Genomic DNA, 13,991 nt, shown 5'->3' on the forward strand with positions numbered 1-13,991 from the left:
CTGGCGGCCCAACGCGGCCAAGGCCGCTTTAGGTCCGGAGGGAGGCACGCTTTGAGAGATTTTCCGCCACCGGCGGGCGGCGGGCTCAGCCCTCGCGGGCCTCATCCATCAGGCGGCGCATCTCGGCAATCGCGGGTTCCAACCCGAGGAAGATCGCCTCTCCAATCAGGAAGTGCCCGATGTTAAGTTCCCGCACCTCGGGGAAAGCGGCGATCGGGGTGACGGTGTCATAGGTCAGCCCGTGGCCCGCGTGCACCTCAAGCCCGAGAGAGTCGGCGAAACGCGACATCTCGCGCAGCTTGTTGAGTTCGGCATCCGCCTCATCCCAACGGCCCTCGGCGAAGGCATCGCAATAGGCACCGGTGTGCAATTCGATCACCTCTGCGCCGATGCGGTTGGCGGCTTCGATCTGCGCGCGCTCGGCTGCGATGAAGATCGACACCCTGCTGCCCGCCTCGCGCAGGGGCGCGATGAAATGGGCCAATTTGTTCTCTTCCCGCGCGACTTCCAGCCCGCCTTCGGTGGTCCGCTCTTCGCGCTTTTCAGGCACGATGCAGACCGCGTGGGGCTTGTGGCGCAGGGCGATCTTTTGCATCTCATCCGTCGCGGCCATCTCGAAGTTGAGCGGGACCGACAGCACCTCCATCAAACCTTCGATATCGGCATCCGAGATATGCCGCCGGTCTTCGCGCAGATGCGCGGTGATGCCATCGGCCCCGGCCTTTTCCGCGATCTTGGCCGCGCGCAGCGGGTCGGGATAGGCGCCGCCCCGTGCGTTGCGCACCGTCGCCACATGGTCAATGTTCACGCCCAATCTCAGCTTTGGTTGATCCGCCATCTCGATTCCCCTTGCATCACTTGCCCCGACCATAGGTCGGAACTTTCGCCAACCCCATAGGGAGAAGCGGTTTTTCCCGAAAATTGATGGTGCGACAGGATCAGTCGGCGTGGCGCTTGGCGTCGGCCTTTTGCGCCGCCTTATGCTTGAGCGCCTCGAACTTGGCTTTGATCATGCCGCGCCGCCGCTTTTGATAGGCGCGCAGCACCGGGACCGAAATGTAATAGGCGATAGAGGCGCAGATCATCCCCGGCAGGATACCCCCGATCAGATAGGGGTAGAAGACCTGATGGAAGAACACCGTCAGCCCGGTCCAATCCATCTGGGTATCGGTAAAGATCGCGACGAAATTCTCTTTCAGATCGCGCCCGGCGTCGAGAAACTTACCCCCGAAAGAGCGATGCGCCGTCGGCGCCACAGGCGCGCCAAGGATCCAATGCCCGGTTTGCAGGGCCGCGATGCCGATGGGCACATAGGTCAGCGGATTGCCAAAGAAAGTCGCCATCAGCGCAGCAAGGATATTGGCCCGCATCACCCGCCCGATCAACGCGGCCACGATAAAATGCAGGCCATAGAAGGGCGTGAAGGTGGTAAAGACCCCGGCCCAGATGCCGCGCGCGATGCGCTCGGGGCTGTCGGGCAGCCGCCGCATGCGGTGTTTGACATAGTGAAACGCACGCGTCCAACCACCGCGCGGCCACAGAAACTCGGCCAGCGCGCGCAGGGTCGGTTTCGGATCGCGGCGTTTGAAAATCAAGTCTCAGGTCCAGTATCGGCGTTTCGTCTGCGCAGGGTCAGGTGGTCTTTTCGACGGTCTTTCCCATGCTCATATTGCGGTGCCTGCTGACATCGGCGACCTCACTCTCGGCTTCGAGCGTGGACATCAGCGAATGCAGGTGACTCACGTCTCGGAGATCCACATAGACCACCAGCCGGTAAAAGTCAGGCTTGCGCTCCACAAACTCCAGATCCGAAATATTGGCCGAGGCTTCGCCGATCAAGGTGCAGACCCGCCCCAGAACGCCCGCGCCATTGCCGATAGTGATGTCCAGCGCACAGGTATAGACCGCCGGATGGCTGCCGTCATGCCAACGCAGATCGAGCCAGCGTTCGGGCTGGTCTTCGTATTCCGAGAGGCGGTCACAATCGATGGCATGGACAGTCACGCCCTTGCCCCGGAAGGTGATGCCGACGATCCGCTCACCGGGCAGCGGGGTGCAGCAGGGCGCGCGGTCAAAGCTCTGCCCCGGCTCCAGCCCCACGACCGCGCGGCGCACGTCGATCTGTTCGCCCTTTTGCGGGGCAAGGTCGGGATAGACGCATTCCACCACTTCGCGGCCCGTGAGTTCCGAACTGCCAAGCCGGGCGAGCACTTCGTCGGGGCCATTCAACCGCATGTTCTTGGCCACGGTATGCAGCACCTTATCGGTGGCCTTTTTGCCCACCTGCGCAAAGGCCGAACGCGCCAATTCGCGGCCCAGTTTGATAAAGCGCTCGCGGTCGACCTCACGCAGGGAGCGCCGGATCGCCGACTTGGCCTTGCCCGTGGTGGCAATGTCGAGCCACGTCACCTGTGGCGTCTGGCCCTGCGCGGTGGTGATCTCAATCGACTGGCCGTTCTTGATCCGGGTCCACAGCGGCACGCGCATCCCGTCGACCTTGGCCCCCACACAGGCGTTGCCGATACGGGTGTGGATCGCATAGGCGAAATCAATCGGCGTAGCCCCGCGCGGCAGCTTCACCACATCGCCCTTGGGCGTGAAGCAGAACACCTGATCGGCGTACATCTCAAGCTTCACGGCTTCGAGGAAATCCTCGTGATCGGTCTCGGCGTCGAACTGTTCGGTCAGCTGGCTGATCCACTTGGCAGGATCGACAGCAAAGGGGTTCCGGCTGCGCACGCCGTCGCGGTAGGACCAATGGGCGGCGACGCCGGTCTCGGCCACGTCATGCATCTGGCGGGTGCGGATCTGCACCTCCACCCGCTTGCCATCGCGGCCCGAGACGGTGGTGTGGATTGACCGGTAACCGTTGGTCTTGGGCTGGCTGATGTAATCCTTGAACCGCCCCGGCACCGCGCGCCAGCGGCGATGGATCGCCCCGAGGGTGCGGTAGCAGTCTTCTTCAGAGGCGGTAATCACGCGAAAGCCGTAGATGTCGGACAGGCGGGAGAAGCTTTGCTCCTTCTCCTCCATCTTGCGCCAGATCGAATAGGGTTTCTTGGCCCGGCCAAAGACCTCGGCTTCGATATCCGCCTTTTCCAACTCCACCCGCATGTCGCCGGTGATGCGCTGGATCACATCGCCGGTGTCGCGTTGCAGGGTGATGAAGCGGCGAATGATCGAGGCGCGCGCCTCGGGATTGAGCACCCGAAACGCGAGGTCTTCCAACTCTTCGCGCATCCACTGCATGCCCATGCGGCCCGCCAGCGGCGCATAGATGTCCATCGTCTCCCGCGCCTTTTTGATCTGCTTGTCCGGGCGCATGGATTTGATCGTGCGCATGTTGTGCAGACGGTCGGCGAGCTTGACGAGGATGACGCGCAGGTCCTTGGACATCGCCATGAAAAGCTTGCGGAAATTCTCGGCCTGTTTGGTCTCGGTCGAGTTTAGCTGAAGGTTGGTCAGCTTGGTGACGCCATCGACCAATTCTGCCACTTCGCCGCCAAAGAGGCTTTGCACCTCGGCATAAGACGCTTTGGTGTCTTCAATCGTGTCGTGCAGAAGGGCGGTGATGATCGTCGCATCGTCAAGCTGCTGTTCCGTGAGGATCGCAGCGACAGCGACGGGATGAGTGAAATAGGGCTCACCGGAATGGCGAAACTGCCCCTCATGCATCCGCGCCCCATAGTCGAAAGCGGCGCGGATCAGGGGTTCGTTGGTACGCGGATTGTAGCCTTGAACGAGAGCGATCAGGTCGTCGGCAGTAATGTCGGCGCTGTTCATGCCATCTGCCTCATAGCCCCGGCCGGGGCGCGGGGGTTAGCCCTGCCCCTGTGCGGCCATCAACTGGCGCAGCAACATCTCTTCGGACATGCTGTCTTCTTCGGGCTTGTCCTCTTCGGCCCCCATCAGAAGCGCCATCGCGTCTTCTTCGGGCTCATCGACTTCGATCTGGCTCTGGTTGCTTTCGATCAGACGCTCGCGCAGGTCATCGGCCGACTGTGTTTCTTCGGCGATTTCGCGCAGGGACACGACGGGGTTCTTGTCGTTGTCACGGTCAACGGTCAACTGCGATCCGGCAGAGATCTCGCGGGCACGATGTGCGGCCAGCATGACGAGTTCGAAACGGTTCGGAACCTTATCCACACAATCTTCGACGGTGACGCGGGCCATGAAGCCTCCAATATCTCATTTGCTGCCAGAAGTGCAGTATTTAAGCCGCCTCGGGCAGATTTACAAGCCGTTATTGCAGCCGCCGCACCTCGGCACGATCCCGCTCAGGCAGGGCTTCAAGCAGGGCGCGCACCGGCTTTCCAATCAGCGGATGCACCCAGTTGGGGGCCACATCGGCCAGCGGCACCAAGACGAAGGCGCGGTCCTGTAGCCGGGGATGCGGCAAGATCAATTGCTCCGGCGTGCGGCCAATCTGTGCCTCCAAAGGCAGCTCGCGCCATATCTTGTGGGTCTGACGGTCTGGCAACACGATATCATCACAGGCCAAAAGATCCAAATCCAAGGTCCGCTGGCCCCAGCGTTGCACCCGCGCACGGCCCATCTGCGCCTCGATCCGGTGCAAGACGCCAAGAGCGGTCTGCGGATCCCACGGCGCTTCGAGCCAGGCCGCGGCATTCACATAGTCTGGCCCCGCCCCTGCGGGAAAGGCCGGAGTGTGATAGAATGCACTCGTGGCGCGAATCACCGCGCCGGACGTCTGCAATAGCTTTAAAGCCGATTTTAGCGTTTCCTGAGGTTTACCCACAGAAGATGCAAGGTTACCGCCGAGTGCAACCAGAAGACTATACTTTCGTATAGGGTCTTTACTGCTTAATTCCATACCCTCGGGGTCTTGCGACATCGTTAAAAAGCCTTAGTTATGCACCCTGATGTGGGGGCATCGCCAGAGGTCACGGATTTATTAATCCGCGGCGATTACAGTTCAAACCGGGAATACGGCGAAGCCTGCCGAAAGGATAGTTTAATGTTCTACAAAGATGAGCGGTTGGCGCTTTTTATAGATGGCTCCAACCTCTACGCCGCGGCAAAGACGCTGGGCTTCGACATCGACTACAAGCTGCTGCGGCAAGAGTTCATGCGCCGCGGCAAGCTGCTGCGCGCCTTCTACTATACCGCGCTTTTGGAAAACGATGAATATTCGCCGATCCGCCCGCTTGTCGACTGGTTGAACTACAACGGCTTTTCCATGGTGACCAAACCGGCCAAGGAATACACCGACAGCATGGGCCGCCGCAAAGTCAAAGGCGATATGGACATCGAACTGGCCGTCGATGCGATGGAACTGGCCCCGCGTGTCGATCACATCGTGATCTTCTCTGGCGATGGTGATTTCCGCCCGCTGGTGGAAAGCCTGCAACGCCAAGGCGTGCGCGTCTCCGTCGTCTCCACGATCCGCAGCCAGCCGCCGATGATCTCGGACGATCTGCGCCGCCAAGCCGACAACTTTATCGAGCTTGACGATCTGCGTGACGTTATCGGCCGCCCGCCGCGCGATCCCGCACCGCACGACTAATCGACGCAGCCCCATTTCGTGCAGAACCATGCCGCCCCCGCGCGGCAGCGGTCTTATTGTGCGCAGCGTCAGGATGATGGGCAAACGAATACCAGGCCAGCGACTGTGGCGTCACTGGCCTGTGAAATTTCTAAAATACCCCAGGGAAGATACAATACAGCACATGAACCCATGCGTTCCCCTTGATCCCACACTACCTGCTCCCGTAGAAGTAGACGACCCCCCGAAAAAGGGGGGTAAAAGTGAGGGAAGATGCTGTTCGATGCCGCTGTACGTTTGGAAAAGCTGCAAGATGTTAGCGCGCTTTGGGATGGGATCGTAAAGACATTTCGAGAGACCGGCTTTACCCATGCCATCCACATCAGCGTGGGTGCGGATTTCAAAGACGCTCAGTTTCTGTCCACCATCCCCGACCTTTACGATGACCTCCCGCCCGAGGATGATCCATTCCTGCACCACTCGTGCAACAGTTATGATGTGCTGACGATCGGCCAGGCCTTCGTACACCTCTACCCCGATGTCACCCCGTCCGAGCATTCGCTGATCGCCCGCGCAGGTCGCGAAGGTCTGCATGCTGCCTTCGCCGTGCCGATGCGGCTGAAGGGCTCCGAACGTTTTGGCGGCTTCATCGTCGGCAACGGGATGGAGGCTGATGAGTTCGAGCGCGCCTTCAGCGACATTGCCGAGGATCTGCGCCTCTTCTGCCTGCTGATGCACCGCCGGATCGAAGACCTGACCGGCACCGCGCCCCTGCCCCTGCCCGAGAATCCTTCGGCCTTCGACAAGCTCAGCCCGCGCGAAGCCGAAGTGGTGAACCTGCTGGCCCACGGCTACACCCGCCAGCAGACCGCGCACCGCTGCAACCTCTCTATCCACACCGTGTCGGACTATGCGAAATCCGGCTACCGCAAGCTCGGCATCCGCAACCGGGCGCAGGCGGCTGCGCTGGTGCACGCCACGGCGGGCGAGCCTGCGCCCAAGTCAGACTGACGGGCTGGACGAAGCGGGCCCAAGCCCTTACCTCTGCGCCAACCGTCCGGAGATTTCGCCATGACCAAACCGCCTCTTACCCTCTACCTTGCCGCGCCGCGCGGATTCTGTGCGGGCGTGGACCGGGCGATCAAGATCGTCGAAATGGCGATCGAGAAATGGGGCGCGCCGGTCTATGTGCGCCACGAGATCGTGCACAATAAATTCGTCGTCGATGGGCTGCGCGACAAGGGCGCGGTCTTTGTCGAGGAACTCTCAGAATGCCCCGACGACCGCCCGGTGATCTTTTCCGCCCATGGCGTGCCGAAATCCGTGCCCTCGGCGGCGCAGGCGCGCAACATGATCTACGTCGATGCCACCTGTCCGCTGGTCTCCAAGGTGCATATCGAGGCGCAGCGCCATGCGGATGCGGGCCTTCAGATCATCATGATCGGCCATGCGGGCCACCCTGAGACGATCGGCACCATGGGCCAATTGCCCGAAGGCGATGTGCTGCTCGTCGAAACGCCTGAGGATGTGGCCACAGTCGCCGTGCGCGATGACGCGCGTTTGGCCTATGTCACCCAGACCACGCTCAGCGTTGATGACACCGCCGATATCGTGGCCGCCCTACAGGCGCGCTTCCCCGCCATCATCGGCCCGCATAAAGAAGACATCTGCTACGCCACGACCAACCGTCAGGAAGCGGTCAAAGCCATGGCGCCGAAATGCGACGCGATGCTGGTGGTAGGCGCGCCCAATTCCTCGAACTCTAAACGGCTGGTCGAAGTCGGCGCCCGCGCAGGCTGCGCCTATGCGCAACTGGTGCAGCGCGCCGATGACATCGACTGGCGCGCGCTGGAGGGCATCGGCAGCATCGGCATCACGGCGGGCGCATCGGCCCCCGAAGTGCTCATCAATGAGGTGATCGACGCCTTCAAAGCGCGTTATGACGTGACCACCGATCTGGTCGAAACCGCGCAGGAGAACGTCGAATTCAAAGTGCCGCGCGTTCTACGCCAACCCGCCTGATTGACCGCCGCGCGCCAGCCGCCTAAACCGCGCTGGAAACTGCCGGAGATACCCATGCCTGACCTCTACGCCTATACTGACGGTGCCTGTTCGGGCAATCCCGGCCCCGGCGGCTGGGGCGTGCTGATGCGCGCGATGGACGGGGACCAGATCGTCAAGGAACGCGAGTTGAAAGGCGGCGAGGCGCAGACCACCAACAACCGCATGGAGTTGATGGCCGCGATCTCGGCCCTGGAATCGCTCAGCCGCCCGACCGAGATCACGCTGGTGACCGATAGCAACTACGTCAAGAACGGCATCACTGGTTGGATCTTCGGCTGGAAAAAGAACGGTTGGAAGAACGCGGCCAAGAAGCCGGTCAAGAATGCCGAGCTTTGGCAACGGCTGGACGCCGCGAATGCGCGGCACAATGTGACGTGGAAATGGGTCAAGGGCCACGCTGGCCACCCCGAGAACGAGCGCGCCGATGAACTGGCCCGCGCGGGCATGGCCCCCTTCAAACCGGGCACCAAGAAGTGACCCTGCTGGCCCTGCTGGACTATGCCGCCGTGCTGGTCTTTGCCATCACCGGCGCGCTTGTTGCCAGCCGGGCGCAGCTTGATATCGTGGGCTTTGCCTTTATCGCCTGCCTGACCGCCGTGGGCGGCGGCACGATCCGTGACCTCCTGCTCGACCGCAACCCGATCTTCTGGATCGAAACCCCCAGCATGTTAGGCGTGGCCATCCTGGCCGCTTTGGTGGTGTTTTTCACCGCCCACCTGCTCGAAAGTCGCTTTCGCACCTTGATCTGGCTCGACAGTCTGGCGCTTGCCGTCGCGGTCGCGGCGGGGGTTGGTGTGGCGATAGCGCAAGAGCAGTCCGCGCCGATCATCATCGTCATGGGCATGATCACCGGCTGCATGGGCGGGCTGATGCGCGATGTGGTGGTGGGGCAGCTGCCGCTGGTGCTGACCCAAGGCGAGCTTTACGCCACCGCAGCGCTCTCCGGTGCCGCCGTTGCCGTGCTGCTGTCGCCCTATTTCGATGGCACGCTCTACCCGCTGCTGGCCTGCGCTGCGACGACTTGGGTGCTGCGCGCCGGATCGCTTTATTTCGGCTGGCACCTGCCGGTTTACAAAAGCACCCCGCCCAAAAGCTGAACGCTCAGCCTCAGCTAAGACGCGCACCCGCTGCGATCTGCGCACCGCGTTGAAACACATCCGCCTCCTGCACGCCCTTGCCCGCGCGCTGTAGCCGCGTCAGCCGCACCGCCCCCTCGCCACAGGCGATGCGCAGCGCGTCCGACAGCACCTCACCCGGCGCGCCGGTGCCCTCGTCCAGCACCGAGCCAAGGACTTTCACCCGCTGGCCGTCAATCTCGAACCACGCGCCGGGAAAGGGCGAGAGCCCGCGGATCTGGCGATCCACCTCGACCGCCGGGCGGGTCCAGTCGATCCGCGCTTCGGCCTTGTCGATCTTGGCGGCATAGGTGACGCCCTCTTCGGGCTGGGGCTGCGGCGTCAGATCGGTCAGTTGCGACAGCGCCTTGTTGATCGCCACCGCGCCCATGGCGCTCAACCGGTCATGCAACTGTGCCGTCGTCTCAGCCTTGCCGATCTCGGTCTCTTCGCACAGCAGCACCGGCCCGGTATCCAACCCCGCTTCCATCTGCATGATGCACACGCCGGTCTTTTCGTCGCCCGCCATGATCGCACGGTGAATGGGCGCTGCCCCGCGCCAGCGCGGCAGCAGGCTGGCGTGGATGTTCAAACAGCCATGTTTCGGCGCGTCGAGAATGGGCTGCGGCAGGATCAGACCATAGGCCACGACCACCGCCGCATCGGCCTCAAGCGCTGCGAATTCTTCCTGCGGCTCGGGATGTTTGAGCGAGACCGGATGGCGCACCAGCAGTCCAAGCGCTTCGGCGCGTTGCTGCACCGGGCTGGGGCGGGGTTTCTTGCCGCGCCCGGCGGGGCGGGGCGGCTGGCAATAGACCGCACAGATCTCATGCCCGCCCTGCACCAGGGCATCGAGGATCGGCACCGAAAAATCGGGCGTGCCCATGAAGATCAGTCGCATCTGTTCACTCCTGCCGGACAGCGCCTTGGAGAGCGCCGTCAGCCGTTCTGTTTGCGTGCCTTGCGCAACAGCATGTCGCGCTTGGTTTTGCTGAGGTTGTCAAAATACATCTTGCCCGCCAGATGGTCGATTTGGTGCTGCACGCTCACCGCTTCCAGCCCGACGAAATCACGCTCCACCTCGGCTCCCGTCTCGTCAAGGAAACGCACCTTCACCCCGCGCGGGCGGCGGATCACGGCGCTGAAACCGGGCAGATTGGGGCTGGCCTCATCGTAAGGATGCAACACGGCAGAGGCATCGACGATCACCGGGTTCGCGAGACGGATGCGTTTGTTGCGCGCTTCCGAGGCATCGACGACCGCCACCTGCAACATCACCCCGATCTGCGGCGCGGCAAGGCCAACGCCGGGCATGGCGTCCATCGTCTCGATCATGTCGTCCCAGAGGGTGCGGATTTCATCCGTCACCGCATCGATGGGTTCGGCGGGGCTGCGCAGGCGTTTGTCGGGCCATGGAACATAGCGGCGTAGGGTCATTGGGCGTTGAACTCCGCAATCTTGGCGGCGCGGGTCTCTGCGTCGAGGTGATCGAAGGTCACCACCCCATCAAGGTGATCCATCTCATGCTGCGCGATCAGCGCAGCGGCGCCTTCCATGCTCTGCACATAGCGGCCCCCGTTCAGACCGGTCCAGACCATCTGCACCTGCGCAGGGCGCGAGATATCGGTGCTGATGCCGGGGATGCTAAGACAGCCTTCGGTATTGGTCACCCGCTCTTCGCCGATCTCTTGAAACATCGGGTTGATGCAGACCAGCGGGTCGGACTTATCCTCTTTCCACCCCGCATCCATCACGAAGATGCGCAGCATCGCGCCCACCTGCGGTCCGGCAAGGCCACGCCCCGGCGCGGCATACATCGTCTCAAGCATATCGGAGGCGAGGCGTTCGATCTCGGGCGTGATCTCTTCGACCGGGGCGCAGGTCTCGGCCAGTCGCGGGTCGGGCCAGCGGAGAACCTCGAGCACGCTCATCCGCGCGCCAGCTCGCGTTTGAGCTTGACCATCTTGCGGGTGATCATCTGGCGCTTCAGTGGCTTGAGGTAGTCGATGAAAAGCTTGCCGTCGAGGTGGTCGATCTCATGCTGAACGCAGGTCGCCCAAAGCCCGTCAAAGGCCTCCTGCTGCTCTTTCCCGTCACGGTCGAGCCAGCGCACCTCAACCTCCGCCGGGCGGGTCACCTCGGCATATTGGTCGAGGATGCTGAGGCAGCCTTCTTCATAGGTGTTGAGCGCGTCCGAAGAGGCCACGATTTCGGGGTTGAACATCAACAAGGGCCGGGGCGCTTCGCCCTCTTCCTTGACGCAATCCAGCACGATCACCCGGCTCAACACGCCGATCTGCGGCGCAGCAAGGCCGATGCCCGGCGCATCATACATGGTGGTCAACATATCATCGCCCAGCACGCGCAGCTCGTCGCTGAGATCGGCGACGGGGGCTGCGGCTTTCTTGAGCCGTGGATCGGGGTGCAAAAGGATCGGGCGTTTCATCCCGCTCATTTAGGCCATGCCCGTGCATCGCGCAACCGGGGGCTTGCAGCGCCTGCGGCAGCCGTTAGCTTGGCCGCAATATCAGGAGAGACCAGCATGAGCTTTGACGACATCATCGACCGGCGCGGCACCCATTGTGCGAAATGGGACAAGATGGAAGCGATCTATGGCGTGCCCGCGGATACCGGCATCGCCATGTGGGTGGCCGACATGGATTTCCGCCCCCCGCAGGTGGTGCAGGACGCGCTTCAGGCCCAGATTGATCACGGGGTGCACGGGTATTTCGGCGATGACAGCAAATACCTCGCCGCGATCCAATGGTGGATGGAAAACCGCCACGGTTGGAAGGTCGACGCCGAGGCGATCTTTACCACGCATGGTTTGGTGAACGGCACCGCCATGTGCGTCGATGCTTTCACCCAGCCCGGCGATGGGGTGGTGCTGTTCACCCCGGTCTATCACGCCTTCGCCCGCGTGATTAACGCCGCCGAGCGTCGGGTGGTGGAATGCCCGCTGACCAATGCCTCGGGCCGTTACGAGATGGATTTTGACGCCTATGACGCCCTGATGACCGGGAATGAGAAGATGGTGATCCTCTGCTCGCCGCATAACCCCGGCGGGCGGGTCTGGAGCCGTGAGGAACTGCAAGGCGTGGCCGACTTCGCCAAGCGGCACGATCTGGTGCTGGTCTCGGATGAGATCCACCACGATCTGGTGATGCCGGGGCACAAGCATATCCCCATGGCCCAGATCGACGGGATCGAAGACCGTCTGGTGATGATGACCGCCACGACCAAGACCTTCAACATCGCGGGCGGCCATACCGGAAACGTCATCATTCATGACCCCAAGCTGCGCGAGCGCTTAGCCCGGCGCATGGCGGCCTTGGGCGTTTCGGCAAACTCCTTCGGGCTGATCATGGCGACCGCTGCCTATTCGCCCGAGGGGGCCGCTTGGGTGGATGAGTTGACCGCCTATCTCGACAACAACCGGCAGATCTTCGACGAGGCGGTGAACGCGATCCCGGGGCTAAGCTCGATGCCACTGGAATCGACCTATCTGGCTTGGGTGGACTTTTCGGGCACCGGCATGGCGCCCGCAGAGTTTCAGGACCGTGTCGAGAAAAGCGCCGCTATCGCTGCCAACCACGGCGCCACCTTTGGCACGGGGGGCGAAAGCTTCATGCGCTTCAACCTCGCCACCCCGCGCGCACGGGTCGAGGAAGCCTGTGAGCGGCTCACCAAAGCCTTCAGTGATTTGCAGTAACGAAACGGCGCGGCGGGGAAGCCCCGCCGTGCCGCCCTATCAGGCGCGGCCGTCTTCGATCAGATCCAGCGGCGCATCGGCGGAGCGTTCGAAATCAAGCGGCGGACGGTCCGCCACGGCGGTGGCGCGCTTGAACTCATAACGCATCTCGCCCGCTTCTTCCTCGCTCGCCACGATCAGACATTGGAACAGATGCAGGCTGCCGTCATAGAGATCGACCAGCCCGCGCAGCTTGGGCGCGTCCTGTGCATCGACGGAGAAACCGGTCTTCCACATGCGCAGCACGCGGTAGACATCACCGCCCGCCTCAAGCCGCAGGCGCGCGCCCTTGCGCAGGCTTGCCATACGCGCGGCATCCAGCCCCGCCTGTATTTCTTTCGACAGAAATTCTTCCATGCACAATCCCCCCGCTGATGCCTCTAAGCTGGCGGAAAGCGTAGAAAATTCAAGTTAAGAATTGGTGACGTTTGGGCAGTCTGCATCAGCGCAGAGCGGCTGCGCGCCTATGAAGATGGGCGGCCCCCGCGCCCTGCCCTAGATATACCCTCAAACGCGGAAAGGAGAACAAGATGGGCCTATTGGTCGACGGTAAATGGCAAGACAAATGGTATGACACCAAATCCTCGGGCGGCAAATTTGAGCGCAGCGAGGCCAAGTTTCGCAACTGGGTGACCGCCGATGGCAGCGCCGGACCGAGCGGCAAAGGCGGGTTCAAGGCAGAATCGGGGCGCTACCACCTCTACGTCAGCTATGCCTGCCCATGGGCGCATCGCGCGCTGATCTTCCGCCAGTTGAAGGGGCTGGAAGATCACATCGGTGTCTCTGTCGTGCATCCCGATATGCTGGGCGAGGGCTGGACCTTTGACACGGATTTCCCCGGTGCCACGGGCGACACGCTCTTCGGCCTGCCCTATGCCCGCGACATCTACACCCGCGCCGATCCCGATTTCACGGGCCGCGTGACCGTGCCGATCCTTTGGGACAAAGAGCGCGAGACCATCGTCAGCAATGAGAGCGCCGAGATCATTCGCATGTTCAACAGCGCCTTCAACGCGATCACCGGCAACAGTGATGACTATTACCCCGCCCCCCTGCACGACCGCATCGAAAAGGTGAACGCCCGCGTCTATGACACGCTGAACAACGGCGTCTACAAAGCCGGTTTCGCCACCACGCAAGAGGCCTATGACGCTGCCGTGCATCCGCTCTTCGACACGTTGGATTGGATCGAAGACATCCTGTCGCAGAACCGCTACCTCGCGGGCGACCGGATGACCGAGGCCGACTGGCGGCTTTTCACCACGCTGGTGCGCTTCGACAAGGTTTATCACCTGCACTTCAAATGTAACCGCCACCGGATCGTCGATTACCCGAACATCTGGGCCTATACGCGCGAACTCTATCAGGTGCCGGGCGTGGCCGAGACGGTGAACTTCGACCATATCGTGCGGCACTATCACTACAGCCATGACACGATTAACCCACACCGCATCATCCCGATCAATCCGGTGCTGGACTTCGACGCGCCGCACGGGCGCGGCTGACCTCCCCTCCCCCTGCCCCGTGGAAGGCGCTTGATCGCGCAGCGCTTTTG

The 13,991-nt window shown here is 62.2% G+C and carries 17 protein-coding genes; 7 read left to right on the forward strand and 10 right to left on the reverse strand.

The annotated features are described in order from the left end of the window. Positions 1–85: 85 nt before the first annotated feature. From FCK22_RS03555 to folK, 5 genes are all read right to left on the reverse strand, one after another. Positions 86–838, reverse strand: coding sequence for a pyridoxine 5'-phosphate synthase (locus FCK22_RS03555; RefSeq protein WP_067264594.1), 753 nt, complete (start codon positions 836–838; stop codon positions 86–88). A 100-nt stretch (positions 839–938) separates the two neighbouring features. After that, the gene (locus FCK22_RS03560; protein WP_067264597.1) at positions 939–1,595 is read right to left on the reverse strand and encodes a DUF2062 domain-containing protein; all 657 of its coding nucleotides are present in this window, start codon (positions 1,593–1,595) and stop codon (positions 939–941) included. A 37-nt stretch (positions 1,596–1,632) separates the two neighbouring features. Beyond that, positions 1,633–3,783 carry a bifunctional (p)ppGpp synthetase/guanosine-3',5'-bis(diphosphate) 3'-pyrophosphohydrolase gene (locus tag FCK22_RS03565; protein ID WP_067264600.1) on the reverse strand — a complete coding sequence of 717 codons (2,151 nt, stop codon included), beginning with the start codon at positions 3,781–3,783 and terminating at the stop codon, positions 1,633–1,635. Between the two features lie 36 nt (positions 3,784–3,819). Further along, a complete protein-coding gene (gene rpoZ / locus FCK22_RS03570; protein WP_067264606.1) occupies positions 3,820–4,173 on the reverse strand; it encodes a DNA-directed RNA polymerase subunit omega in 354 nt (117 codons plus the stop codon). 70 nt (positions 4,174–4,243) lie between these two features. After that, positions 4,244–4,855, reverse strand: a complete 612-nt coding sequence (gene folK, locus FCK22_RS03575) for a 2-amino-4-hydroxy-6-hydroxymethyldihydropteridine diphosphokinase (RefSeq protein WP_331711012.1) — start codon at positions 4,853–4,855, stop codon at positions 4,244–4,246. Between the two features lie 123 nt (positions 4,856–4,978). Here folK and FCK22_RS03580 point away from each other — a divergent pair, with 123 nt between their 5' ends. The 5 genes from FCK22_RS03580 to FCK22_RS03600 all read left to right on the forward strand — a co-directional run bounded on the left by FCK22_RS03580 (position 4,979) and on the right by FCK22_RS03600 (position 8,667). Next, the gene (locus tag FCK22_RS03580; RefSeq protein WP_067264609.1) at positions 4,979–5,527 is read left to right on the forward strand and encodes an NYN domain-containing protein; all 549 of its coding nucleotides are present in this window, start codon (positions 4,979–4,981) and stop codon (positions 5,525–5,527) included. A gap of 252 nt (positions 5,528–5,779) precedes the next feature. Further along, a complete protein-coding gene (locus FCK22_RS03585; protein WP_067264611.1) occupies positions 5,780–6,517 on the forward strand; it encodes a LuxR family transcriptional regulator in 738 nt (245 codons plus the stop codon). 60 nt (positions 6,518–6,577) lie between these two features. Continuing rightward, the gene (ispH, locus tag FCK22_RS03590) at positions 6,578–7,528 is read left to right on the forward strand and encodes a 4-hydroxy-3-methylbut-2-enyl diphosphate reductase (protein WP_067264614.1); all 951 of its coding nucleotides are present in this window, start codon (positions 6,578–6,580) and stop codon (positions 7,526–7,528) included. A 54-nt stretch (positions 7,529–7,582) separates the two neighbouring features. Beyond that, positions 7,583–8,047 (forward strand): ribonuclease HI, encoded by a 465-nt coding sequence (gene rnhA / locus FCK22_RS03595; RefSeq protein WP_067264616.1) that lies wholly within the window; start codon positions 7,583–7,585, stop codon positions 8,045–8,047. Then, on the forward strand, positions 8,044–8,667 hold the full coding sequence (locus FCK22_RS03600) for a trimeric intracellular cation channel family protein (RefSeq protein ID WP_067264624.1): 624 nt from the start codon (positions 8,044–8,046) through the stop codon (positions 8,665–8,667). The genes rnhA and FCK22_RS03600 overlap by 4 nt, the downstream gene beginning before the upstream one ends. 10 nt (positions 8,668–8,677) lie before the next feature. Here the strand turns inward: FCK22_RS03600 and fmt are convergent, their stop codons facing one another. From fmt to def (FCK22_RS03620), 4 genes are read right to left on the reverse strand one after another with little or no spacing between them, the layout of a single operon-like run. Further along, on the reverse strand, positions 8,678–9,586 hold the full coding sequence (fmt, locus tag FCK22_RS03605; RefSeq protein ID WP_067264626.1) for a methionyl-tRNA formyltransferase: 909 nt from the start codon (positions 9,584–9,586) through the stop codon (positions 8,678–8,680). A 38-nt stretch (positions 9,587–9,624) separates the two neighbouring features. After that, a complete protein-coding gene (def, locus tag FCK22_RS03610; RefSeq protein WP_067264629.1) occupies positions 9,625–10,122 on the reverse strand; it encodes a peptide deformylase in 498 nt (165 codons plus the stop codon). Further along, positions 10,119–10,616 (reverse strand): peptide deformylase, encoded by a 498-nt coding sequence (gene def / locus FCK22_RS03615; RefSeq protein WP_067264632.1) that lies wholly within the window; start codon positions 10,614–10,616, stop codon positions 10,119–10,121. Before def (FCK22_RS03615) ends, def (FCK22_RS03610) begins: the two co-directional genes overlap by 4 nt. Then, positions 10,613–11,131, reverse strand: coding sequence for a peptide deformylase (gene def, locus FCK22_RS03620; protein WP_136720223.1), 519 nt, complete (start codon positions 11,129–11,131; stop codon positions 10,613–10,615). Before def (FCK22_RS03620) ends, def (FCK22_RS03615) begins: the two co-directional genes overlap by 4 nt. Positions 11,132–11,227: 96 nt before the next feature. Between def (FCK22_RS03620) and FCK22_RS03625 the strand changes: the two genes are divergently transcribed. After that, entirely contained in the window at positions 11,228–12,397 is a 1,170-nt protein-coding gene (locus FCK22_RS03625) for a MalY/PatB family protein (protein WP_067264637.1), read from the forward strand. 39 nt (positions 12,398–12,436) lie between these two features. Here FCK22_RS03625 and FCK22_RS03630 read toward each other — a convergent pair whose 3' ends face one another. Next, positions 12,437–12,793, reverse strand: coding sequence for a hypothetical protein (locus FCK22_RS03630; protein WP_067264640.1), 357 nt, complete (start codon positions 12,791–12,793; stop codon positions 12,437–12,439). Positions 12,794–12,966: 173 nt separating this feature from the next. Between FCK22_RS03630 and FCK22_RS03635 the strand changes: the two genes are divergently transcribed. Further along, positions 12,967–13,941: a glutathione S-transferase family protein gene (locus FCK22_RS03635; RefSeq protein WP_067264642.1), complete on the forward strand. Its 975-nt coding sequence runs from the start codon at positions 12,967–12,969 to the stop codon at positions 13,939–13,941. Positions 13,942–13,991 lie beyond the last annotated feature (50 nt).

It is taken from the genome of Sulfitobacter sp. 15WGC (assembly GCF_005068605.1).
In the GTDB taxonomy this organism is placed as follows: domain Bacteria; phylum Pseudomonadota; class Alphaproteobacteria; order Rhodobacterales; family Rhodobacteraceae; genus Sulfitobacter; species Sulfitobacter faviae.

Coding starts and splice junctions, on each gene's coding strand:
- FCK22_RS03625 (WP_067264637.1), top strand. CDS start 11,228: ATGAGCTTTGACGACATCATCGACCGGCGCGGCACCCATTGTGCGAAA.
- rnhA (WP_067264616.1), top strand. CDS start 7,583: ATGCCTGACCTCTACGCCTATACTGACGGTGCCTGTTCGGGCAATCCC.
- FCK22_RS03630 (WP_067264640.1), bottom strand. CDS start 12,793: ATGGAAGAATTTCTGTCGAAAGAAATACAGGCGGGGCTGGATGCCGCG.
- def (WP_067264632.1), bottom strand. CDS start 10,616: ATGAGCGTGCTCGAGGTTCTCCGCTGGCCCGACCCGCGACTGGCCGAG.
- fmt (WP_067264626.1), bottom strand. CDS start 9,586: ATGCGACTGATCTTCATGGGCACGCCCGATTTTTCGGTGCCGATCCTC.
- FCK22_RS03565 (WP_067264600.1), bottom strand. CDS start 3,783: ATGAACAGCGCCGACATTACTGCCGACGACCTGATCGCTCTCGTTCAA.
- FCK22_RS03635 (WP_067264642.1), top strand. CDS start 12,967: ATGGGCCTATTGGTCGACGGTAAATGGCAAGACAAATGGTATGACACC.
- folK (WP_331711012.1), bottom strand. CDS start 4,855: ATGTCGCAAGACCCCGAGGGTATGGAATTAAGCAGTAAAGACCCTATA.
- def (WP_067264629.1), bottom strand. CDS start 10,122: ATGACCCTACGCCGCTATGTTCCATGGCCCGACAAACGCCTGCGCAGC.
- ispH (WP_067264614.1), top strand. CDS start 6,578: ATGACCAAACCGCCTCTTACCCTCTACCTTGCCGCGCCGCGCGGATTC.
- rpoZ (WP_067264606.1), bottom strand. CDS start 4,173: ATGGCCCGCGTCACCGTCGAAGATTGTGTGGATAAGGTTCCGAACCGT.
- FCK22_RS03555 (WP_067264594.1), bottom strand. CDS start 838: ATGGCGGATCAACCAAAGCTGAGATTGGGCGTGAACATTGACCATGTG.
- def (WP_136720223.1), bottom strand. CDS start 11,131: ATGAAACGCCCGATCCTTTTGCACCCCGATCCACGGCTCAAGAAAGCC.
- FCK22_RS03585 (WP_067264611.1), top strand. CDS start 5,780: ATGCTGTTCGATGCCGCTGTACGTTTGGAAAAGCTGCAAGATGTTAGC.
- FCK22_RS03580 (WP_067264609.1), top strand. CDS start 4,979: ATGTTCTACAAAGATGAGCGGTTGGCGCTTTTTATAGATGGCTCCAAC.